Origin of the sequence: Microscilla marina ATCC 23134, from assembly GCF_000169175.1 — a bacterium.
Taxonomy (GTDB): Bacteria; Bacteroidota; Bacteroidia; order Cytophagales; family Microscillaceae; genus Microscilla; species Microscilla marina.
Map to the genome: position 1 here is coordinate 66,859 of NZ_AAWS01000005.1, position 22,917 is coordinate 89,775.

General features: G+C 41.6%; 14 protein-coding genes. 2 read left to right on the forward strand and 12 right to left on the reverse strand.

The window, feature by feature from the left end:
- Nucleotides 1-25: 25 nt before the first annotated feature.
- From M23134_RS05390 to M23134_RS05430, 9 genes are all read right to left on the reverse strand, one after another.
- Nucleotides 26-1,336, reverse strand: a complete 1,311-nt coding sequence (locus M23134_RS05390; protein ID WP_002694440.1) for an RNA polymerase sigma factor — start codon at nucleotides 1,334-1,336, stop codon at nucleotides 26-28.
- A gap of 204 nt (nucleotides 1,337-1,540) precedes the next feature.
- Nucleotides 1,541-2,344: a penicillin-binding transpeptidase domain-containing protein gene (locus M23134_RS05395; RefSeq protein ID WP_045113060.1), complete on the reverse strand. Its 804-nt coding sequence runs from the start codon at nucleotides 2,342-2,344 to the stop codon at nucleotides 1,541-1,543.
- Between the two features lie 155 nt (nucleotides 2,345-2,499).
- On the reverse strand, nucleotides 2,500-3,681 hold the full coding sequence (gene trpB / locus M23134_RS05400) for a tryptophan synthase subunit beta (RefSeq protein WP_002694443.1): 1,182 nt from the start codon (nucleotides 3,679-3,681) through the stop codon (nucleotides 2,500-2,502).
- A 71-nt stretch (nucleotides 3,682-3,752) separates the two neighbouring features.
- On the reverse strand, nucleotides 3,753-4,415 hold the full coding sequence (locus tag M23134_RS05405; RefSeq protein WP_002694444.1) for a phosphoribosylanthranilate isomerase: 663 nt from the start codon (nucleotides 4,413-4,415) through the stop codon (nucleotides 3,753-3,755).
- Nucleotides 4,416-4,616: 201 nt separating this feature from the next.
- Entirely contained in the window at nucleotides 4,617-5,429 is an 813-nt protein-coding gene (gene trpC / locus M23134_RS05410; RefSeq protein ID WP_002694445.1) for an indole-3-glycerol phosphate synthase TrpC, read from the reverse strand.
- Nucleotides 5,430-6,170: 741 nt separating this feature from the next.
- The gene (gene trpD, locus M23134_RS05415; protein WP_002694446.1) at nucleotides 6,171-7,181 is read right to left on the reverse strand and encodes an anthranilate phosphoribosyltransferase; all 1,011 of its coding nucleotides are present in this window, start codon (nucleotides 7,179-7,181) and stop codon (nucleotides 6,171-6,173) included.
- A 686-nt stretch (nucleotides 7,182-7,867) separates the two neighbouring features.
- On the reverse strand, nucleotides 7,868-8,485 hold the full coding sequence (locus M23134_RS05420; RefSeq protein WP_002694447.1) for an anthranilate synthase component II: 618 nt from the start codon (nucleotides 8,483-8,485) through the stop codon (nucleotides 7,868-7,870).
- A 175-nt stretch (nucleotides 8,486-8,660) separates the two neighbouring features.
- Nucleotides 8,661-10,133, reverse strand: coding sequence for an anthranilate synthase component I (locus M23134_RS05425; RefSeq protein ID WP_002694448.1), 1,473 nt, complete (start codon nucleotides 10,131-10,133; stop codon nucleotides 8,661-8,663).
- A gap of 699 nt (nucleotides 10,134-10,832) precedes the next feature.
- The gene (locus M23134_RS05430; protein WP_002694451.1) at nucleotides 10,833-11,720 is read right to left on the reverse strand and encodes a T9SS type A sorting domain-containing protein; all 888 of its coding nucleotides are present in this window, start codon (nucleotides 11,718-11,720) and stop codon (nucleotides 10,833-10,835) included.
- Nucleotides 11,721-12,253: 533 nt separating this feature from the next.
- Here M23134_RS05430 and gcvP point away from each other — a divergent pair.
- Nucleotides 12,254-15,163, forward strand: a complete 2,910-nt coding sequence (gene gcvP, locus M23134_RS05435) for an aminomethyl-transferring glycine dehydrogenase (protein WP_002694452.1) — start codon at nucleotides 12,254-12,256, stop codon at nucleotides 15,161-15,163.
- Nucleotides 15,164-15,408: 245 nt separating this feature from the next.
- Here the strand turns inward: gcvP and M23134_RS05440 are convergent, their stop codons facing one another.
- The 3 genes from M23134_RS05440 to M23134_RS05450 form a co-directional block, all read right to left on the reverse strand.
- Nucleotides 15,409-17,565, reverse strand: coding sequence for a molybdopterin oxidoreductase family protein (locus M23134_RS05440; RefSeq protein ID WP_002694453.1), 2,157 nt, complete (start codon nucleotides 17,563-17,565; stop codon nucleotides 15,409-15,411).
- 545 nt (nucleotides 17,566-18,110) lie between these two features.
- Nucleotides 18,111-20,528 carry a TonB-dependent receptor plug domain-containing protein gene (locus tag M23134_RS05445; RefSeq protein ID WP_002694455.1) on the reverse strand — a complete coding sequence of 806 codons (2,418 nt, stop codon included), beginning with the start codon at nucleotides 20,526-20,528 and terminating at the stop codon, nucleotides 18,111-18,113.
- Between the two features lie 48 nt (nucleotides 20,529-20,576).
- Complete coding sequence (locus M23134_RS05450; RefSeq protein WP_045113061.1) at nucleotides 20,577-21,134, reverse strand: YfiR family protein; 558 nt, start codon at nucleotides 21,132-21,134, stop codon at nucleotides 20,577-20,579.
- A 505-nt stretch (nucleotides 21,135-21,639) separates the two neighbouring features.
- On the opposite strand from M23134_RS05450, the gene M23134_RS05455 reads away from it, so the two are divergent.
- A complete protein-coding gene (locus M23134_RS05455; protein WP_002694457.1) occupies nucleotides 21,640-22,593 on the forward strand; it encodes a hypothetical protein in 954 nt (317 codons plus the stop codon).
- Nucleotides 22,594-22,917 lie beyond the last annotated feature (324 nt).

Genomic DNA, 22,917 nt, shown 5'->3' on the forward strand with positions numbered 1-22,917 from the left:
AAGAGCTTTGATGGGTAAAACCAGACTAATGATCCTCATCTTCATCTTTTAAATTGTTAATATTAACTTTCCCACTCATATGAAAGATACCTTTACATTTGCCATCTGTTACATGCCCTATAGCAATATACTTAGAGGTAGTCTGAACAACCCGTTGGTCACAAAGCTGAACACCGTACTTTTGCAATAGTTGCAGGTATTTGCGGTGAAGCTTGTAAGGAATTACTTTTTTATTGATCACCATTTTGCCATCCTTAAGAGCCAATCGGTTTTTAGCTTTTTTTGATTTAATCAAACGATCCTTACGCAGGTTACGCAATAACTCTCTTTTAAACTTATTGATACTACCAGTAAACTTAAGTGAGTCGCAGTTGTTTGGTAAAGACGAAGAAGGCTTGGTGTTGACCAACAAAGGAGAGGTAGGTAAGCCAGTGCCAAACAGCCCTTGTGAAACTGGAGATTGTTTTACTGCCAAGCCTTTTATTGTTTGTATGTCAAACAAGTTGCGTGGTTTACTTTTGATTTGTTTTGTAAACAAGGAATGCCCTTTTTTCTGAATTAAAGGTGTGTCTACCTTATGATTGATAGCTTTTACTTTAAACACACCAGCGGTCAGGGGTTTAATCAATGCCTGACTCATCACGGCTTTGGCAGGTACTTGTTTGTTTTTTGGGGTAGGATTTATCGGAGCAACTAATACAAAGGCTCCAATGGTGGTAAGGGTACTTAATGAATATATCATGAGTGATTTTGTTTGAAAAAAATACGATTTAGAAATGAAAACACGTTCATTATTTCCCTCAAACAAGCCCCATAACATTCCCCACCAACCTCGGCGTACTGGCTTTTCGCGCATCAGGTAACGCAGTTTTTTTCTTCCCCTGCTCAAGTAGCTCTTTACTGTATTGATACCTGTATGTTGAATGTCAGCAATCTCTCGAATACTAAAACCACAAATATCAAATAAAATAAGGGCATCACGTTGATTGTCGGGCAATTGATCTAGCTTTTGATACATCAGTTGTACATCCAGAGACACTTCTGGAGTCACACCATTGGCAAACAGCTTTCGGGTGTGTTTTTCCTGCAATTCCGTTTGGTAGCGGGCTTTACGCCAATGGCTCACCGAGCGGTTGCGGGCTGCCCTAATCAGGTAATGAATTAACTGATCTTTTTGCCTGATTTGCTCAAAGCGTTCATAAGTAGATAGTAACACATCTTGCACCAAATCGTCAGCCTCCATTTTGCCATAAGCCAAAGCAGCACAATAACGGGTAAATCTATCTTGGCAAGCAGCGTAAGCCTCAGTAAAAGCACGTTGTTTTTCAGGAGTCATAAGGCATTGTTTTTTTGGGTAATGAACATTTTCAGCAAGAGGGTCGCTATTACAGGCGAAAAGTTGCAGGAGGGTGTAAAATAATCTGATATAAAATGATTATGTGTGCCGTAAGTTGTTGATAGACAGTAGAGTGTGTTGAAAAATAAAAAGCTGTAAACTTTAAAATTTGCAGCTGGTTTGTAAGGGTAGTTTTTACTATTGTTACAATATGCCCATTTGTTTCAGTACCTTTCGGGTGATTGTTTTGCGGCACTTACCAAAATTCTTGTTTTTATCTGCCCGGCTTTTTATCAATCGGGTAGCAAAAAAATAAACTTGTGTTGAGTTACCCTTGCCTTTTTCTATATAGCCTATCCACCAACCAGTATCTTTACCACCATCTCTTGTCCACCCGGTTTTAGCCCTTATTACATAGTCTTTACTTTGTTCTGCTACCATTATTTTTTTCAACATACGGAAAGAACGTTTCGAAAAAGGCAGTGTTTCTTCGTATACTCCTTTCAGTATTTCAATTTGGTTTTTGGGCGAAATGGCAAACTTACCAAAGTTCCAGAAGTCGTCACCTGGCTGTGATAAATCTATATTTCCGTATTTACATTGCGACAAGTAATGCCTGTATCGCTTTTTACCAATTCTGGCTGACAACACTACATATACCCAACCCGCTGACATCTTAAAGGCTTGTTTGAGCGACAAGTCACGATAAATACTTGGGCGGTAACCATAGCGTGCCGTATCGGTTTTACCGTGCCATTTCACCAATTCGTTTTCGTCTTTTATCACACCTGTCTCCAGAGCTATCAAGGTATTGACCACCTTAAAGGTAGAAGCAGGCAAGGTGGGTGTCATTGCATCGGTTTGGTTGCTAAACGTCCACTTTTTTGTCTGATAGTCATATAGCGTAATGCTACCCTTGATGCTACACTCTTTAAAAGGTTTTTGCAAGTCAGCCTGTCCCACAGCCAAGAAGGGCACACATAAAATACTCAGTAATAATCTGATCATAGGTTAAATGTTAACGTGTGGACAAAAAAAACAATATAAAGAAAAACCACAGGTGTGAAACCTGTGGCAGTAATTGAGTTTAAAAAACCTGTATGAGAACAAGTAAATCAAGTGTTAATTACTTATATCTAATCATTTGTTGTTATTCATGGGGCCTATTCAAACTCATAATCAATGTAAGTCTGCAAATCTTTATCGCCTCTGCCCGACAAGTTTAACACCACCACATCATCAGGGGCAAACTTTCGTTGTTCGAATACCGCCAACGCGTGTGATGACTCTATAGCTGGAATGATGCCTTCGGTGCGGCAAAGCAGCCTCCCCGCTTCCATCGCGTCACGGTCGGTTACACTCATAAACTCTGCTCGTCCGCTGGCAAACAAATGGGCATGAGCGGGTCCTATACCAGGGTAATCGAGCCCGGCAGAAATGGAATAGGGCTCTACTACTTGCCCATCAGAGGTTTGCATTAATATGGTTTTGCTCCCGTGCAACACTCCAGGCTTGCCCAATTGGGTAGTGGCTGCCGACTCGCCCGTGTCTACTCCCTTTCCGGCAGCTTCCACTGCTATCAAGCGCACTTCGGGGCGGTCTAAATAATGATAAAAAGCCCCCATTGCGTTGCTGCCACCACCTACACAGGCGATGACATAATCAGGGTTTTCCGACCCGGTTTTCTCTAGCAGTTGCGCTTTCATTTCTTCACTGATGACCGATTGAAACCTTGCCACCATATCGGGGTAGGGGTGAGGCCCCACCACCGAACCAATAATGTAATGTGTATCGGTGGGGTGATTTATCCAGTGACGCATTGCCTCGTTAGTAGCGTCTTTCAAGGTTTGGCTACCACTGGTGGCGGGTACTACTTTAGCCCCCAACAAACGCATGCGTTCTACGTTGGGGCGTTGGCGTGCCATATCTATTTTACCCATATATACAATGCACTCTATGTCCATAAGGGCACACACAGTAGCTGTAGCAACTCCGTGTTGACCTGCACCAGTTTCAGCGATAATTTTTTGTTTGCCCAAGCGTTTAGCCAGCAAAATTTGTCCAATGGTATTGTTAATCTTATGTGCTCCTGTGTGGTTCAAATCCTCTCGTTTGAGGTATACCTTGGTCTGGTACTTTTCCGACATTCTTTTGGCAAAGTACAAGGGTGTGGGACGCCCTACATAGTCTTTAAGCAAGCTGTCAAACTCAGCCAGAAAATCGGGGCTTTGCATAATATCTAAATACTTAGCTTTTAGTTCTTCAATGTTGGGATAAAGAATTTCAGGGATAAAGGCCCCGCCAAAATCTCCATAATATCCGCGTGTATCTACCTGGTAATTCATATTGTTTCAGTCAAAGTATAAACCCGCCTACAAATCATTTTCACTTGGTGTGTTTGCAGGTGGGTTTATGGTTATTGTTTTTCAGTATTTTGTGTGGGGGTATTTTGCAATCGACGGCGTAGCTCTTTCAGTTTTTCTACGTCTTTCAAAGCCGGGGATTTTTCAAACTTACTATTTACATCTATAGCGTGTACACGAAGCTTGTGGGCTGTCACAAAATCTTGTAGCTCTTGAATATTGTATAGGCTCAACCCTCCACTCATAAACAAGGGTAGCTCATTGTCATACTGTTTCAGTATATTCCAATTAAACACCACCCCGTTGCCCCCGTAGTCTTTGCCTTTGGTGTCAAACAGAAAGAAGTCACAAAAAGGTTTATATGGCTTAAGTTGGGCAAAGTCAAAATCGTTGGCAACTCTGAACACCTTTACCACTTGCAACTGAGGCAAAGCATCTTTAAGCTGTTGACAAAACACTGGCGACTCGTCACCGTGCAATTGAGCCAAAGCCAACCCATATTTATTTACCTTCTCTACCACTTGTGCCAAAGTATGGTTCACAAAAACGCCTACTTTTTTGGGGGTACTTGCCAATAAATCGGGAGGCAGTTCAAAATCGTGTCCTACAAAACGGGCTGATTTTTCAAAAAAAATCAATCCCAAATAATCAGGTGCCACCTCTAGTACCTCGACAATGTTGGCAGCGTCACGCATTCCACAAACTTTTAGTAGCATATTTTTCATTTAGTTAAAAGCAATAGTAAGGTTCTAGCGACTAGGTGGAAGGTTCTAGGTACACCCTGTTCTATAAATAAATAACAAATTCATAGTATACTTATTTTCAGTGAGTTATGAGTTTGTTAGTTAGAAACCCCTGAAGGAGTGAGCTTTAAGTTACAAGTACACCTTATATAGTTATGAGTTTTGTTTTGCAGCTCAAAGGGTCGCTTTAGGGTTTAACAGTTGGTCAATAGACTGCAAAAACTCTTGGCAGCTTTTGCCCGGATCACTACTTTTCATAAAAGTTTCGCCAATCAAAAAGCCTTGGTAACCTACTTTATGCAAAGTCACGATTTCTTTGGCAGATTTTAAACCACTTTCCGAGATTTTGACAAACTCATTAGGAATTAATTCGGCCAGTTTGAGCGAAGTATCAATGCTTACATCAAAGGTTTTGAGGTTGCGGTTGTTTACACCTACAATAGACACATATTTGTTTAGGTGACTTTCAAGCTCTGCCTGGCTGTGCACCTCCATCAACACATCAAGCCCATACTGCTGAGCAGTTTGTGCCAGCTCTTTGAGTTGATTGGGCGACAAACAAGCCGCTATAAGTAAAATAGCGTCTGCTCCTATAGCCTTTGCCTCAATAATTTGATAAGGATCTATCATAAAATCTTTGCGTAATAATGGTATATTAACCTGCTGTCTTGCCATTATCAAATCGTGGGTAGCTCCCCCAAACGATACCGTGTCGGTGAGTACTGACATTGCTGTTACTCCTGCGTTTTGGTAATCTTTTGCTATTTGGGCAGGCTTTACCCTAGAGTTAATCTCTCCCTTAGAGGGCGAACGTCGTTTAAACTCTGCAATAATTGCTGGAGAATGTCGCTGCTCAATCGAAGATTTGAGCGAAATTATTTCACGCTTAAAAAACGGGCTTGCTTCTAGCTCGCTTACTGGAGTATTTCTTTTGGCTCCAGCTACCTCAGTTCTTTTCCTGACTACTATTTCTTCTAAAATATTCATAATGCAATGTTTTAAATGTTTTTTGTTAGTCCAGAGCGCCCACAGGGGCAAGCTTTAAGCGACAAGTCGCAAGCTAGACCCTGTTTAACTGCGTTGAGCTCATCACAGCAAACTGCTGTAGATTCGGTTCACAGGTAACTACACTTTTATATCACGTTGATTTTCAGTAACTTATAAAAAACGTAGTTAAAAGCCCCGACAGGGGGCAAGCTTTAAGCGACAAGTCGCAAGTCCTTAGATACCGATGAATATCGGTGCTATTCCCTATTCCATAGGGAGCCATCAAGTTTGTAAAATGTTGATTTTCAGTTGTTTACAAATTTGATAGTTAGAAGCACCAACAGGGGGCAAGCTTTAAGCGACAAGTCGTAAGCTATTCCCTATTCCATAGGGAGCTATCAAATTTGTAAAGTATTTATTTTCAGTTGTTTACAAATTTGATAGTTAGAAGCCCCGACAGGGGCAAGCTTCAAGCGACAAGTTGCAAGTCCTTAGATACCGATGAATATCGGTGCCCCGCAAGCGGGATGTCGGCGTAGCCTCCACTAGGCAAACCCTGTTTAACTGCGTTGAGCTCATCACAGCAAACTGCTGTAGATTCGGTTCACAGGTAACTACATCTTTGTATAACACTGATTTTCAGTATCTTACAAAAAGTGTAGTTAAAAGCATGTAGTCGCTTCGCGCCCATTCGTAATTGACCAATTTGTAATTCGTAATTAAAAAGCCAGCTAATAATTTTTACACTCCTACTCCTTCTTTACTTAAAGTCAAAAACCGCTCAAATGTTTGCAATGCTTTGCCTGAAGTCAAACTTTCTTGAGCCAATGCTACTGCATCAATCAGCGATAGTTCAGGGCGTGCCGTATGAATTGCCAGCCCAGCATTGGCACATACTACATCTTTTTGGGCTTGGGTCGAATCATTTTTGAGTACCCCTTCAAATATTTTTGCCGAAGCTGCCACCGTATCACCCCCAAACAAATCTTCGGGCTGGTAGGCTTCAAAGCCTAAATCTTCTGGAGTAAACAACTGCTCACGATTGTTGGCGTACGTCTTTACCTTGCCAGTAAGCGACACCTCATCGTAGCCATCCAATGAGTGAACAATTCTAAAGCTCTTATCCAGCTTTTGGTACAAATAAGCATACAAACGTGCCAGTTCAAGACTGAATACCCCTACAAGTTGGTTTTTAGGAAAGGCAGGATTTACCATAGGTCCCAGCATATTAAAGAATGTTTTCACCTTAAGTTCTTTGCGAATGGGCGCCACGTTTTTCATCGCTGGGTGAAACAAGGGTGCGTGTAAGAAACATATATTGGCTTCTTCTATCTGGCGACGCAATTTGTCTTTGTCATTGGTAAATTTCACTCCGAAATATTCCAGCACTGTAGAGGAACCTGATACCGATGATACCCCATGGTTTCCGTGTTTTGCCACGTGCACTCCACTGGCTGCTGTTACAAACGAGGCAAGCGTAGACACATTGAAAGTGTTTTTGCCATCCCCTCCAGTACCACACAAATCAATAGGGTTGTATTCGTTGAGGTGTACCGGAATACAAAGGTTGAGCATAGCTTCGCGAAAACCTTCCAGCTCTTCTACGCTAATGCTACGCATAATATACACGGTTAGAAAAGCCGCAATTTGCGAATGATTGTATTTGCCTTGGGCAATGTTGGTAAGCACTTCGCGGGCTTCGTCTTTAGTGAGTTTCTTATGTTCAAATAAGTGATTGAGTATTGCTTTCATTTTTATAAAAAGTCCATAGTCGGGAGTCCGTAGTCCATAGCGCCTGCAGGGGCAAGCTTCAAGCGACAAGTCGCAAGCTACTGCGTTGAGCTCATCACAGCAAATTGCTGTAGATTCGGTTCACAGGTAACTACACTTTTTCTATCATGTTGATTTTTAGTAACTTATAAAAAGCGTAGTTAAAAGTATTGCTTGGCATATATGGAGCTAGGTAACTTCAAACCATTGTTGTTTTGTAAAATTTAAAAAGTCGGGAGTCCGTAACACCCACAGGGACAGGGGCAAGCTTTAAGCGACAAGCTTCAAGTTATGCCCTGTTCCATAGACAACTGATAAATTCATAGTATGCTTATTTTCAGTGGTTTATTAGTTAAGTGATCTTTCATAAATAATTTGAGCCATTAAAGTGTATCTATTGCCCTCATTCTTCTCAAAAAAAAAGCCTCATAGCTTTGGCTATGCACCGTTTTTTTTGAATCGTCTGAGAACAATATATTTTCTTAAATTGGCACATCTTATTTTTTCCAGATCACTAAAAGCCTATCAAGCCGATAGACTCAAATTTTAAGTTGAGGGCTGCTAGAACAGCTTACACGGTTTTTATACCACATTGTGTTAAGCAACCTACAAACCCACGAATGGGAGTGTGAAGTTCAGTATAGTTACAATCGACCATTGACTGTTGACTATAAACTATTCACTAATTTCTTTTTTATCAAGGTATAATTTTCTGGAGCGGGTGTGTTCAACCAGTTGGCTAAAATCTGAATACCGTGGTCGGTTAAAATAGATTCTGGATGAAACTGTAGCCCTTTTACATCATACTGGGTATGGCTGATAGACATCACATTGCCTTCAGTATCTTTACCTGTTACTATCAGTTCGTCAGGCAAGGTACCTTCTTTGACCACCCACGAATGATAGTGCCCAATAGAAAAACTCATAGGAAACCCCTTGAATAAAGCTTCGCTGGGGTCTTGTATCTGGTTGGCAGAGGCAATGCCATGCAGCACTGTAGGCAGGTTGAGTAATTCGGCGCCAAACGCTTCGGCTATAGCCTGATGACCCAAACAAACCCCCAAAATACTCTTGGTGGGTGCATAAGTCTTGATCAGATCTAGCAAAATACCCGCTTCTTCGGGAATGCCAGGGCCAGGCGATAACAAAATCTTATCGTACTGAGCCACCGTTTCTAAGTCAATTTTATCGTTGCGATATACTTCAGGTTGGTGTCCCAAATCGCGGATCATGTGTACCAGATTGTACACAAACGAATCATAATTATCTATTACTAATACTTTCATTTTCTTTAGTTTTTTAGTTGGGAGTCGGGAGCTTCTGTGGGCTATTATTAACTCTTAGGCTTACGAGCAAACTACAATTACTATGAAAAATCAGTAAGTTGCTTGTAGAGCAGCTTCAAACTTGCAGCTTTTGCTAAAAGCACCGATTTTCATCGGCATCTAAGGACTTGAGGCTTTAGGTGCTACCAACTACTGACTTTACACTGTCTGCCGCCTCTATAGCTTTACGCAAGGCTCGAAGCTTGTTATTTACTTCTTCGAGTTCACCTTTAGGGCTCGATTTGGATACAATTCCTCCACCTGCCTGATAGTAAAGCTCGTTGTTTTTGCTCAAAAAAGAGCGAATCATAATTGCCTGATTCATTTCCCCTTTAAAGTTCAAGAAACCAATGGCACCCCCATAAAAACCTCGGTTTTGATTTTCGTATTGATCAATTAACTGAATAGCCTTGTGTTTGGGAGCCCCCGAAAGTGTTCCTGCTGGAAAGGTATCGGCAAATAGTTGAATGCCAGAGGTTTTATCATCAATGTTGGCGGTTACCTTAGACACCATGTGAATCAGGTGAGAATAGTATTGTATTTCTTTGAAAGCCTCCACCTGCACTCCACTTCCGTTGCGGCTTAGGTCATTGCGTGCCAAGTCTACCAACATTACATGTTCAGCGTTTTCTTTCTCATCGGCAAACAATTGCTTGGCAAGTGCAGCATCAGCCGCATCGTTTCCAGTACGTTTGATGGTGCCCGCTATAGGGTGAATGGTGGCTTGTTGATTGTTAACTACCAGCTGGGCTTCGGGCGAAGACCCAAATATTTTGAAACTGCCATAATCAAAATAAAACAAATAAGGTGAAGGGTTGATAGAACGTAAGTGGCGGTATACATTAAATTCATCGCCTAAAAACTTTTGAGAAAATTGGCGAGATAGCACCACTTGAAACACGTCTCCCCGACGGCAATGATGAATGCCCTTCTCTACTGTAGCAATATACTCTTCATCACTGATATTAGAGGTTTCTTTATCAATGATCTGAAAGTCGTATTGGGGAAAGTTATTGCTACGAATCAGGTTTTCTACTTCTGCCAGTTCAGCTTCGAAAGTAGTGCGGGGAGCGTTTTCGTAGTAATGTTGAAAAATGTACAGCTCGTTTTTGAAATGGTTAATGGCAATTACATACTGGTAGGTTTGATAAAGTATGTCAGGGATTTGGCGGGCGTCGTTGGTGAAAGTTTTGAAGTTTAAATCTTCAAAATATCGAATAGAGTCAAAAGAAGTATACCCAAACATACCGTTGTAGATAAAATCAAAAGGCAGCTTCTCAGACTCAAACAAACTCGAAAAATCTTCAAAATGCGCCACTACATCTTTGGGTGCTTGCCCATTTGCCTGGCTCAATCCTGCCTTGTCTAGTGAAATGCTAGAGCGGGTATCATCAGGAAAAAGCATGTTTACCTGTTGCTGTTGTACCTCAAATCTGGCAATGGGCTGAAAACAGATGTAGGAAAAACTATTGTCTGCCCCGTGGTAGTCTGAGCTCTCGAGCAACAAAGCGTTGGCAAATTTATCGCGCAACTTTAGGTAAATGCTCACCGGTGTAAGGGTGTCGGCAAGTAGTTTACGGTAACGGGTTTTTAATGCGTACTTTTTCATTGTGTTTTGTCAAATATTTCTTGTGTGTGTTGTCAGTAGCGGCAAGTTTTTATATTGACTATTCGTAACTTACAACTACTTGTCGTTAATGGCTTAATGTTTCTCATTAGGGCTACCCCAAAACGCAAAAAGGCTTCCTGTGAACAGGAAGCCTTTTTGCTTATATCTTTATGTAATAAAGTTTTACACGTATACAACGGGGCTATTCACAGAAGAGAGTTCTCTTTTGTGCCACCACCAACATCTTGTAATATGTAAACTTTTTTCATTCATATTCAAAGCAATTTTGTTTTACTTTATGGTCGCAAACCTAAAAAAGCACTTCCATAAAAGCAAACATTTTTCTAGTTAAATTTTAACACTACTTATCACCCCTGATCATTCACGGTCGGTTTTGCCTGATATTCAATTACTTGTAACTTATCAAATAACCTATTATCAACCTTTATATAACAATAGTCTATAACCGAGTCGAGTAAATGCTCACCTATCTCTTTTTTTTGAGTATTGGCATTTTTATTATAAATGCTCAAATAAATAAAGGTGAGCTAGTTGTGTTACTGATTATCAGTAGTTAGTTTTATATAAAATTATTGCAAAGTGTTGACATAAGAAAGCCCTTCAGAAAATAAATTCTGAAAGACCTTTGAGCTGTTCATTACACAAAAAATAGTGTGATTTACCTGTGTGATTTATGCATTACCGTTTTATTACACGTTTGGTTTGGGTACCTGCCGAGGTTTTAATTCTTAGGTAATAAGTCCCGTTTTTTAACTCTTTCATGCCTACCCGTTGGACGTGAGTACCTGCATCTTTGGTTTCGTTTAACACCTCTTTTATAAATTTGCCATTGGCGTCTACCAACCGAATAGTTACTCTTTCAGTTTGTACCAAAGTGTATTCTACTTTGCTCTCGGTACCCAATGGGTTAGGGTAAATGGTGGTGTTGTTACCCGACCCGGCTTTGGTAGTGGTGGCAGGATCAAATAATAAAAATCTCACAGGGTGCAGCATTTTACGCATACCGTGCCTTCTCTTACCGTGGTGATCTTTGCGCTTGTGGTGCCTTTTGTGCTCACCTGTTTTGCGTTCGCCAAAATGTTTTACTCTAATGGCTTTGAGGTCTTTGTGCCATTGTTCTTGTTGCGGTTTTATTTCAGCAAGTAGTTTTTCTACTTTAGTTTCATATTTATCTACGATCTGCCATGCCGCAAATTTGGCGTTACGACGCGCTTTACGCATGGTCTTCATTTCCTGTTTTTGTGCTTCAGTCAACTGAGGGCGCTCTCCTTTTTTGTGTAGTTTACGCATTTCCTTTCTGTGGGCACGCATTTTTTTACGTGCGGCTTTTTTCTGTGCCCGCAGATCATCTACTTTTTGGCGGTCAGCCGCACTCATGACTGCATCTAGCTTTATGCGTTGGGCTTTTAGTACTGGCAACACATTTTTCTGTTTGTAAGCCTTGGCCTCTGTTCGGTAGGCTTTACGTTTAGCGCGTTTTTCTTTTTTGCTGAGCTGTTGCGCCCAAAGTGAGGTACTACATGCCAGCAGGACAATTAGCCAAAGTTTTTTTTGAAAAAATCTCATAGTTAAAAAGTTTTTTTATTAGTTGATAAAGAATGGTTAAAAAGTAACTTGTTTTTATTCATTCTTAAGGTCAATGCATTGCGCTTTGGTTCTTAGACAGAGGCGTTGAATTTTTTATTCCAAAACAGCAGAAAAAAAATATTCACAAAAAGATAATAATCTGTTAATCAGGTGCTTGTTTGTCTGAAAAAAAATACTTGCCTAATTAAACCTTCTGTCTAAAAGACAAAAAAAATAGGGAAAAAGAGGGCGCAAAATTTGATCAGGTTTGAGCCAATTTTGATGTTAATATTTAACATGTTCGGTTCGACTAGAAAATCCCGATTCTATAGTGTACTTTTGCGAAATATTCTTTGGTTCATATTATTACCATTCAATATCCCAGTGGTTTGATGCTCAAAATTATTTGTGTTTTTGGTAAAACTTAATGCTAAACAATCAGTTAGACGGCAAGAAAATACATAAACCCAGATAATTGATTAGGATGCATCAATCTTTGGTGTAGATTTGTGCTATTATAGAAAGAATACAGAATGAAAATAGATTTGCAATACTCCGAGAAATTCGAGCAAAGACACAATAGTTCAGCTACTGAAGATCAAATAGCTGAAATGCTCAAAACTGTAGGTGAAGCTTCAGTAGATGCTTTGATTGATAAAACAATTCCAGCGGCTATTCGTAAACAGCAGGCATTGAATTTACCAGATGCTTTGACTGAACATCAGTTTTTGGCAGAGTTTAAACAATTGGCGCAAAAAAATAAAGTATTTACCTCTTATATTGGTCAGGGGTATTACGATTGCATTGTACCCAATGTGATTTTACGCAATGTACTGGAAAACCCAGGTTGGTATACTGCTTATACTCCTTACCAAGCAGAAATAGCCCAAGGACGCCTGGAGGCCCTGATTAACTTTCAGACTACTGTAATGGACCTTACAGGAATGGAAATTGCCAACGCATCGTTACTTGATGAAGCTACTGCAGCTGCCGAGGCAATGACGATGTTTTTTAACACTAGAAAAAAAGACAAGAAAAAAGCCAATACTTTCTTTGTTTCGGAGCTTTGTCATCCGCAAACTATAGAAGTAATAGAAACTCGCGCCACTCCGTTGGGCATTAACCTGGTAGTGGGTGATCATACCCAAGTAGACCTGACCAATGCCGATATTTATGGAGTAATGCTACAGTACCCGGCGGGCAACGGTGAGGTATACGATTACACTTCTTTTATAAGCACTGCTAAAGAACTAAACATAGCAGTTACAGTAGCAGCTGACTTACTCAGCCTTACTTTGCTCACCCCTCCGGGCGAAATGGGTGCAGATGCTGTGGTAGGTTCTGCCCAACGTTTTGGCGTTCCTATGGGCTATGGTGGACCACACGCAGGTTATTTTGCTACTAAAGATCAATACAAACGACAGATTCCAGGGCGAATCATTGGAGTATCTATAGACTCTGAAGGCAACAAAGCTTACCGTATGGCTTTGCAAACCCGTGAGCAACACATTCGACGCGAAAAAGCTACTTCTAATATTTGTACTGCTCAGGTATTGTTAGGAGTAATGGCAGGTGCTTATGCAGTGTATCATGGCCCCAAAGGATTGAAAAAAATTGCTCAACGAGTGTATGGGCTTACCCGTTTTACTGCGTTGGGTCTAGAGAAGCTCGGACTTGAGGTAGTAAATCAGCAGTACTTTGATACTTTACAGATTGCCCTCAGCGATGACCTAAAAGCCAAAATAAAAACGATTGCCGAAGGTAAGCACATCAATTTACGCTATTATGCTACCAACCACGTAGGCATTAGCTTTGATGAAACCAAATCGTTGGACGATGCCAAGGAGTTATTAAATGCATTTGCCGAAGCATTGGGTACCACTGTTACTTTTGCCGATGCACTTGCCCAAGAGATTGATTGGCACGTTGCTGACCATCTTACCCGTAAGTCTGAGTACCTTACTCACCCAGTGTTTAACACCCACCAGTCGGAGCACTCTATGTTACGCTATCTCAAGGAGTTAGAAAACCGCGACTTGTCTTTAGTACATTCTATGATTGCCTTGGGCTCTTGTACGATGAAACTCAATGCTACGGCAGAGATGATTCCTGTGACCTGGAGCGAGTTAGGCAGCATGCACCCGTTTGCCCCTCTTGAGCAGGCACAAGGCTATGCCCAAATGTTTAAAGAACTAGAGCAAATGCTTTGCGAAATTACTGGTTTTGCGGCAGTGTCACTACAGCCCAACTCTGGTGCACAAGGCGAATATGCTGGTCTAATGAGCATTAGAGGATACCACTTGCACAATGGCGATACTCACCGAAACATTGTATTGATTCCACAGTCGGCACATGGTACCAACCCTGCCAGTGCAGTACTTGCCGGAATGAAAGTGGTAGTAGTGAAGTGTGACGAACGTGGAAATATAGATGTGGCTGATCTGAAAGAAAAAGCTGAAAAACATAAAGAAGAGCTTTCTGCGCTCATGGTAACTTATCCATCTACTCACGGAGTATTTGAAGAGTCTATCCAAGAGATTTGTCAGGTTATTCATGACTGTGGCGGGCAAGTATATATGGATGGTGCCAATATGAATGCCCAGGTAGGTTTGACTAGCCCTGGTTTGATTGGTGCGGATGTGTGTCACCTTAATTTGCACAAAACCTTTTGTATTCCTCACGGTGGAGGAGGCCCTGGCATGGGACCCATTGGTGTAGCAGCACATCTTGAGCCTTTCTTGCCTAATCACCGTACGGTGAGTGTGTCTGAGGTATCAAAAGAAACCGCAGTTTCGGCCGCTCCTTGGGGCAGTGCCAGTATTCTGACTATTTCTTACGCTTATATTAAGATGATGGGTGCGGCTGGCTTGACCAATGCCACCAAAATGGCGATTTTAAATGCCAACTACCTAAAGGTTCGATTAGAAAACCATTATCCGGTATTGTATACAGGTACCAACGGCACCTGTGCCCATGAGTTTATTGTAGACTGTCGTGGTTTCAAACAATCGGCTGGGGTAGAAGTGGCCGATATTGCCAAGCGTCTAATGGATTATGGTTTCCACGCGCCTACGGTTTCTTTTCCGGTGGCAGGTACTATGATGATAGAGCCTACCGAAAGTGAAAACAAAGCCGAACTAGACCGTTTTTGTGATGCCTTGATTAGCATTCGTGAAGAGATCAAGGAGATAGAAGAAGGCAAAGCCGAAAAAGGAAATAATGTAGTGGTAAATGCTCCTCATACAGCCAATATGGTAATCAGTGACCACTGGAACAAGCCTTATAGCCGTGAGAAAGCAGCTTATCCGTTGCCTTATCTTACTTCTGGAAAGTATTTTCCAACGGCAGCAAAAATAGACAATGCCTATGGCGATCGTAACCTGATGTGTGCTTGTATTCCGATGAGTGAATATGAAGAAACAGCCACCGCCGAAACGGTATAAGTGATCTGGAAAAAATAAGATGTGCCAATTTAAGAAAATATATTGTTCTCAGACGATTCAAAAAAAACGGTACATAGCCAAAGCTATGAGGCTTTTTTTTTGAGAAGAATGAGGGCAATAGATACACTTTAATGGCTCAAATTATTTATGAAAGATCACTAAGTTAAAATAGCAATATTTAATTTCTCAATATATCAAACAAAAACCCAGGCACAGCTGTCTGGGTTTTTTATTTGTGTTCATCTTCATTCTACCTTTACTGGTACTCCACTGAAGGCAGCATTGCCCGACAACTCGTCAATTAATAATTCATCTGTCAAGTCATTGATGCTTACCCCAGGGCGCTGTTGAGCCGTTTGTAAACGAATGTCGCTATAGTGGTGCCCCCAACCATGTGGAATACTCACTACACCAGGCATCATCTGGTCTGTAATTTCTACCTGAATGTCAATGTTGCCCACCCTAGAGCTTACCGTAGCCATTTGCCCTTGTTGTAGTCGTCTTTTTTGGGCGTCTTGTGGGTGCATGTGCATTGTGCAACGGTTGCTTCCTTTGGTAAGCCGTTCGCTATTGTGCATCCAAGAGTTATTGCCTCTCAATTGGCGCCGTCCAATCAAGTAGAGGTCAAATTGTTGATCAGGTGTTTTTGCTTCATTCCAAAACACTTTTTCTACCCTTTTCAAATCCTGTATAAACAGTTCAGGAGCCAATATTATTTGTTTGTTTTTGGTATATAGCCTTTTGGGGAGTGAGGGTTGCAGAGGACCAAGGTCTACCCCATGTGGTTGAGCCCTTAGTTTTTGCAAATTCAATCCATTGCTACCCTTATGGTATTTGCTACCGTAGCGCCCTGTGCGTAAAGCAAGGTCAAGAATGGCTTCTGGCGAAAGCCGCCCAAATAAGTTTTTCTGCTGTTTTTCTTTTTCCTGAGGGGTAGAGGGTTCACCATTGAGCAAGTTGGCAAGGTCTTGTAAAATTTCCCAATCATGTTTTGCTTCAGGAACAGGGTCAAACAAACGGGAAGAAAACTTGGCCGTATTATGTACCGCAAAAGAGTGGAATATTAAATCATAATGTTCGCTCTCCAGCCCAGTAGCAGGTGGCAAAATAATGTGGGCGTGGCGAGTGGTTTCATTTAGGTAAATATCAATGGCTACCATAAAATCCAGTTGAGCAAAAGCCTGGTTTAATTGTGTGCCATTTGGTGTAGACAGTACTGGGTTGCCTGCTATAGTTACCATGGCCTTTATTTGCCCTTCGCCTTCGGTCAATATCTCTTCGGCAAGCGTGCAAACAGGTAACTCCCCTCCAAACTCTGGCAATGCTCTTACCCGGCTTTTCCAACGCCCTAGGCTACCTGTGGCGCCTATAGCACCCAATAAGCCCACTACATCTATAGCGGGTGTAGTAAACATGGCTCCCCCAGGTTGGTCAAAGTTTCCGGTAACAATATTGAGTACATTGATGAGCCACTGGCATACCCCACCAAACGCCTGAGTAGATAGCCCCATACGCCCATAAGCTACTGCTGTTTTTGCCTGGGCAAATTCGCAGGCAAGCTGGCGAATCGTTTCAGCCGAAATGCCTGTAATAGGAGCGGTTTTTTCAGGAGTGAATGCCTTGACCAGTTCAGGAATGATTGCTTGATGAGTGACTATGTCGGCCAGTTTACCCAAATTGGTCAGGTTTTCGTCATAAATCACGTGTAGCAAAGCAAGCAAAAACACTGCATCGGTGCCGGGACGAATAAAGTGGTGTTCAGAAGCTTTAGTGGCAGTTTCGGTTTTGCGAGGATCTATTACCACTGCCTTGCCACCACGTGTTTGCAAGGCTCGCAGGCGTTGTCCAAAACCTGGGGCTGTCATAAGACTGCCGTTAGATACGAGTGGGTTGGCACCCATAATGAGCATGTAATCTGTACGGTTTATGTCGGGAATGGGGGTAAGTAGCGAGTGCCCAAACATACCCCACGAAGCAAGGTGGTGGGGGAGTTGGTCGACCGAAGTAGCCGAGAAATTATTTTTGGTTTTGATGCTGCGCGAAAAATTAGCTCCGTATAACTGTCCACCCAGATTATGCACATTAGGGTTACCCTTGTAAATGCCTACTGCGTTTTTACCGTGTGTGTGCTGTATACTTTTGATATTTTGCACCACTTCAGCGTAAGCCTCTTCCCAACTTATCTTTACCCAACCTTTAGCTGTTCGTTTAATCGGTTGCTTGAGGCGGTCAGGGTCTTCGTGTACATCTTTGAGGCCGTAAGCCTTGGGGCAGATATGCCCAGCACTGAGCGGATCTTTTTTGTCGCCTTTGATGCTGACGATGGTATTGGCTTCTGTTGTAATTTCTACCCCACACATGGCTTCGCATAGGTGACAGGTTCGGTAATGAGTTTGTGGCATTAGTCTAAAAGATTGGAATGATTGAAGGCTTAATTTGCATAATTCTTAGGGGATGCTCAAGTTTTTAGTATAAAAATACTAGAACTCAGATTTATTGATGCGTAGTTTTGTGAAAAAATGCTCTAAAACAAAAACGACCCACCACAAATTCTTGTGCCAAGTCGTTTTTTGATGCTTGTAACTGAGATTTTTATAAGTTACTGAAAAATCAGTGTGATATAAAGATGTAGTTACCTGTGAACCGAATCTACAGCAGTTTGCTGTGATGAGCTCAACGCAGTTAAACAGGGTTTGCCTAGTGGAGGCTACGCCGACATCCCGCTTGCGGGGCACCGATATTCATCGGTATCTAAGGACTTGCGGCTTGTCGCTTGAAGCTTGCCCCTGCGGGTGCTTCTAACTATTAAATTTATAAACAACTGAAAATAAACACTTTACAAGCTTGATAGCTCCCTATGGAATAGGGTCTAGCACCGATATTCATCGGTATCTAAGGACTTGCAGCTTGTCGCTTAAAGCTTGCCCCTGTTGGTGCTTCTAACTGCCTAAAACTTCAACCTTAATCCACCCGAAACCCGCAAAGGGTTCTGAGGCGCTCCAAAAGCAAACTCTCCACTGCTGCCTACCGTACCCGTATCTGGTGCGGCACCTACCACTATATTGCGGTAGCGAGCATCGGTAAGGTTGTCTATATTGACAAAGAAACGCACCAGGTGACTAAATTGATAGCCCAAGTTGAGGTTCAACACAGTGTAACCATCCAATGTTTGGCGAATGTTGGCATCATTTGCCGTTACATTGGGCACCCTTTGTTCGTTGTAGTGCTGCGCTCGTACCCCAAGAAACAAACGCCCCAGGGTGAAATCAAAGCCAGTTTTGAGGCTAAATGGAGCAATATAAGCAATTTGTATGGCATCCTGAGGGCCACCTGCGTCTGGGTCTACACTACCATCTATCAACGAGGCTGCTATGTATGCTCTGACCTGCCCCGAAATAGGATTGCCTCGTAGAAGCATGCCAAAGTCTTTGAAATAGTCAAGTTGAAGTGTACCTCCATAAATGGTCTGTCTACCTTCGTTTACCCTTACTTCAATAGTACTTACTGGCCAGCCTAGGTATTCGCCTCCAAATCGAGATATTTCAGGACGGTTGACATCAGTAGAGGTGGTAAATAAGTTGTCAGCAACAGAGTGGTGTCCGGTTAAGCTTACACTAAACGATTCGGATAAGTAAGTCTTTAAATGAAGCTCGGATGATTTGATCGTTTGAGGCTGTAGTTTGGGGTTGGGTAAACGAAAAAAACTTGAACTAAATGTAGCACCACCATCAGCCGTGCTAAACGAACCAAATTGTTCATAAGCCTGTAAAGGAGAAGGAGCTAAGTAAGCCCAACCGTGCATGGCTTTTACAGTTGTTTTGGGGGCAGGCTGCCATACCACACCAAACCTTGGGTTAACCACTGGGTCGTAACGTGTGTTGTAGTCATACCTACCCCCCAGGGTAAGCAATAAAGGATATTTTTCTATAGGAGAATATTCTACCTGTAAAAAACCTCCTACATTAGCGTACCTCAACTGATCTATTTGTACAGGTAAACCAGCAGGGCGGTTGGCGGTAATAGTACCTGCAAATACCCCACTAGGATCAAAAAAGTTAAAACTAGGTTCTTCCATATCGTGCCCTTTCGGGTAAGAAAAAAAGTTTTCGTAAGTAGCTCCGCCTATCACCGACAACTGATCACTGGCTGACCATTGGATCAATTGTTCTATCTTGTACATACGCCCATAAGCAAACTTATAAGTGCGTTGCATATTGGTAAATAAGTTTTGAAACCCCGATTCTGGTTGGAAGTCATAACGACTTGCTATCAACATAGAGGTACTGGTAAGTTTGCCAAACTTTTTTTCGTACACTGCGCTTCCTACTGTAATACGGTTGGTAGCAAAAGCAGAGGCGTTGTATAAACCATTGTCAGGGGTTTGGGCGGTGGCGGTGGGGGTTTTTGATTGGTTTCTAAACCCACTGATGCGTAGGCCGCCTATTTGAACAGCGGCATGAATGGCATAAGTGCTTAAGGGCATTTGGTACTCAGGGTGAAGCCCATCGGTGCTGATAGTGCGCGTGCCAAATGCCGTGTTGAATACTCCAGTTCTGAGCGACTCTAAACCGTCAAACTCTCCATTGCGGTTATAAAAGTTGCTTAAGTTGGGCTGTTGGTCGTAGCTATAATGCCCCGAAAGGGTAAAGCTTATTTTATCATTTAGTTTTTTGCCTATGGTAAGTCCTCCATTGTATTGTCCATACATACCAGTTGCCAACAATGCCTCGGCTCCGTTGATATCTTCCGCTTTTTTGGTAATAATGTTGATTACCCCTGCAAAAGCATCTGCCCCGTATAAGGCTGATGCAGGTCCGTATACAACCTCTATTTGTTTGGCAAGATGCACCGGATAGTTGGCAAGTAGTGGCACTCGTTCGTTGGTAGGCGACGATATTCTAATACCATCCATCAATATGATAAACTTACTCATTCCTTCGAGCCCCCGCATGGTGGCTATGTTGAAGGCCTCTTGGGTAGCCCCAAACTCTAGTTTAAAATCGGGCAAATCTTTGAGCACATCCCAAATAGAGATATATCCTCTTTTAAGAATCAAGTCGTCGCTAATAGTAATAACAGTTGCTGGTACCCGGTCAGATTTCTGGGTTTTTACCCGGTCGCTGGTTTGAATATCGACATTGAGTACTTGATCCAGGTATTTTTTTAAGTCAGCATCATCAAACTGAAGGTTGATAAGGTCTTCGAGTTCCATGGCTGCCAAAATCTTAAGTACACTATCTTTAGGCATCTTTTTGAGCTCGTCTTGAGTGTACACTTTTTTAGTTTGTGCCTGCCCTTGTTGGCTCAAAGCCAAACAAAAGGCGATGCAGGCAATACAAAAAATCTTGAAGTAAAATTTATTCATTACTGTGAGATGTTTTCAGATAGTGGAGATTGGTTTTGGAAAGTAATTTTATTCGGTTGCATTCTGGTGTATGGGGGTATTGACGGCAAGGGTGAGTATTTTGTCGTTTTTCACTGTCAAACCAAAGTGGTTGATTTGAGGAGGGTTAATTTCGTAGCGCATTTTACGGTTTTTTACCACAAAATTGATGCAGCTTCCCTTGCCTATAAAACCTTCCTTTTCGGTGACAATGAGGGTAGAGTGTCCGGTGGTTTTTCTGATCACTCGACGAATGTTGTTGGTGCTGTTGGCACTCACAAACAAAATATCACAATCTTTGATTTGAGAAATAGAGGGAAACCTTTTTACTACGATGGTGCTACCGTTAGAAGCTATTTTGCGACCCGAGAGCGTGCGCGAAATGGTGCGACTAGTATATTGACTACCCAAAACACCTACTACAAAGCGATCATTGTCTTGCTTGGGCCATTCGATATACTTAGTAAAATTGAGAATATAAAAAGCCTGAAAACGATAGTTTTTGGTTTGGGCGTGTGCCTGAGTAGCATTCATTACCCATAAAAACAAAAAAGCAATCGTCGGATATGATAGTTTATTATGTAACATAGTTTTAAAAACAATGTAAATGAGGGTGTTTTGGCAACCAGTGCTAGAGTAGATGTCTGCTTGTCGAAATACCTTGAATTGTTATTTTAGGAATGGTAAAAAATAAACTTCTATAGATTTAAGCAGTTACTTTTCCGACAGGCGCAGCAAGATTATATCCTGTAGATATTGAGTCAGTTTGCACGACAGTAGCATAGCCAAAGCTATGGCAAGTCTTTTTTTTATGTCGTTAAAAGTTGTAAGCCCAACACAAGGAGGGGACAAGTTAAAAATACATGTTTGATTTTGATACATTCCTTCATCAACCTTTACCTTTATGATTATTAGCTAAATACCAATATAGTTTTTTTGAATACTAACTACAAACCTACTCAAAATCATATTTATAGCAAATAACGAGGGCTTTATAAAGGTGGTTGTTTTATTTCGGGTTAAATCATTATATTGCTTGCCGTTCTAATGTACTGAAAACCATATTTTTTAAATATTTCACTTTATACGAACAATGCATAGCTCTCAAAAAACTACTCATTATTTATCTAAACAATTTTTTCTGACAAGTGTGCTTACTTGCCTGTGTGCTTTTGGGGTTCAAGCCCAGCATGGAAAAATAACAGAAGGTAAAGATCCTTTTACCAAAATGAATAGTTTTTTTCGAAAATCTTATGCCAAAACCCGCCAAAAACTAATAGAGCAACATGCCCCAGTCATTGCGTTTGTAAATGGAGGCTTATTGTTTGTACGTAAAGGAGCCAAACCTCGTTGGGAAAATATCACCCCTGCGTTGTATACCGAACTCAAAACTGTCTCACATGTTCCGCTTGCTTTATATGTAATATTGGGGCTTGAAAAAGAAGGAATACTTTCGACAGGAAAACTACAAGAACTCAAAGATTTTATGGGGTTGATGACTGCCGCCCGCAAAACCCTTAAAAAACGCTCATTTGTCAATACACAGCAACTACAAGATCAGTTTACCCAAATAGATCTGGGTTTGGCATTGGCCGATAAATGTTTGCGTACCAATAAACTGATTCATAGCGAGCTACAAGAGTTTCTGAAAAAGAGCCAACCTTTAATTCAACGCAATGTGTTGGCTGCCATTGCTGCTCAAATAGATGTCGCCCATACATTTACCAAAGAGTTTTATTCTACCTTAGACAACCAGGAAAAAAAGCAGTTAATGGTGCTGGTGTCAGGCCCTAAAGCAGCTCGTAAAGACCATGCCATTACCCAGTATTTTGCTAAAGCATTGAATGTAAAAGGGGAAGGTGCCCGTATCTTGTACACCGAAAGTGTGTTTTCCCGCAAAGGGGTGCTAAACATTTTAGGAACATTTCTGTTAGATACTCAGGTTGGAATTTCTTTCTTCAACGACAAGTGGCGCATGCACCGTGATTTGTTGAGCGATGCAGGTAGATACTACATTAGTACCCTCTCGTTCGAAGATTTTAGATAAAATAATACAGTTAAACATTATAGCTTGTACAAATGATCGTTTTCGTAGTTAAAAATGCTTTTTTAGCTTAGGAATGGTGAGAAATTAAATTACCATTCTTGAGGTAGAGGTTTTGTTTTGAGAAGAGGCTATTTTTTGCGCCCATAGCAGCGCTACGGGCAAAAAAAATAACGAAGTATCAAGGCGAAAAATCACCTCTCAGAGTGTAAATTTATTTTTGAACAATTCCTTAGGCGATGACCTTAGTAAAACATAAAAGCTAATGTGCTCCAGGTAAACAAAATACTTGATTGGTGAACGATAAAACAAATAGTAACATAGCCC

Excerpts from the sequence above, each read along its gene's own strand:
- M23134_RS05390 (WP_002694440.1), bottom strand. The coding sequence starts at position 1,336 with ATGACTCCTGAAAAACAACGTGCTTTTACTGAGGCTTACGCTGCTTGC.
- M23134_RS05395 (WP_045113060.1), bottom strand. The coding sequence starts at position 2,344 with ATGATCAGATTATTACTGAGTATTTTATGTGTGCCCTTCTTGGCTGTG.
- trpB (WP_002694443.1), bottom strand. The coding sequence starts at position 3,681 with ATGAATTACCAGGTAGATACACGCGGATATTATGGAGATTTTGGCGGG.
- M23134_RS05405 (WP_002694444.1), bottom strand. The coding sequence starts at position 4,415 with ATGCTACTAAAAGTTTGTGGAATGCGTGACGCTGCCAACATTGTCGAG.
- trpC (WP_002694445.1), bottom strand. The coding sequence starts at position 5,429 with ATGAATATTTTAGAAGAAATAGTAGTCAGGAAAAGAACTGAGGTAGCT.
- trpD (WP_002694446.1), bottom strand. The coding sequence starts at position 7,181 with ATGAAAGCAATACTCAATCACTTATTTGAACATAAGAAACTCACTAAA.
- M23134_RS05420 (WP_002694447.1), bottom strand. The coding sequence starts at position 8,485 with ATGAAAGTATTAGTAATAGATAATTATGATTCGTTTGTGTACAATCTG.
- M23134_RS05425 (WP_002694448.1), bottom strand. The coding sequence starts at position 10,133 with ATGAAAAAGTACGCATTAAAAACCCGTTACCGTAAACTACTTGCCGAC.
- M23134_RS05430 (WP_002694451.1), bottom strand. The coding sequence starts at position 11,720 with ATGAGATTTTTTCAAAAAAAACTTTGGCTAATTGTCCTGCTGGCATGT.
- gcvP (WP_002694452.1), top strand. The coding sequence starts at position 12,254 with ATGAAAATAGATTTGCAATACTCCGAGAAATTCGAGCAAAGACACAAT.
- M23134_RS05440 (WP_002694453.1), bottom strand. The coding sequence starts at position 17,565 with ATGCCACAAACTCATTACCGAACCTGTCACCTATGCGAAGCCATGTGT.
- M23134_RS05445 (WP_002694455.1), bottom strand. The coding sequence starts at position 20,528 with ATGAATAAATTTTACTTCAAGATTTTTTGTATTGCCTGCATCGCCTTT.
- M23134_RS05450 (WP_045113061.1), bottom strand. The coding sequence starts at position 21,134 with ATGTTACATAATAAACTATCATATCCGACGATTGCTTTTTTGTTTTTA.
- M23134_RS05455 (WP_002694457.1), top strand. The coding sequence starts at position 21,640 with ATGCATAGCTCTCAAAAAACTACTCATTATTTATCTAAACAATTTTTT.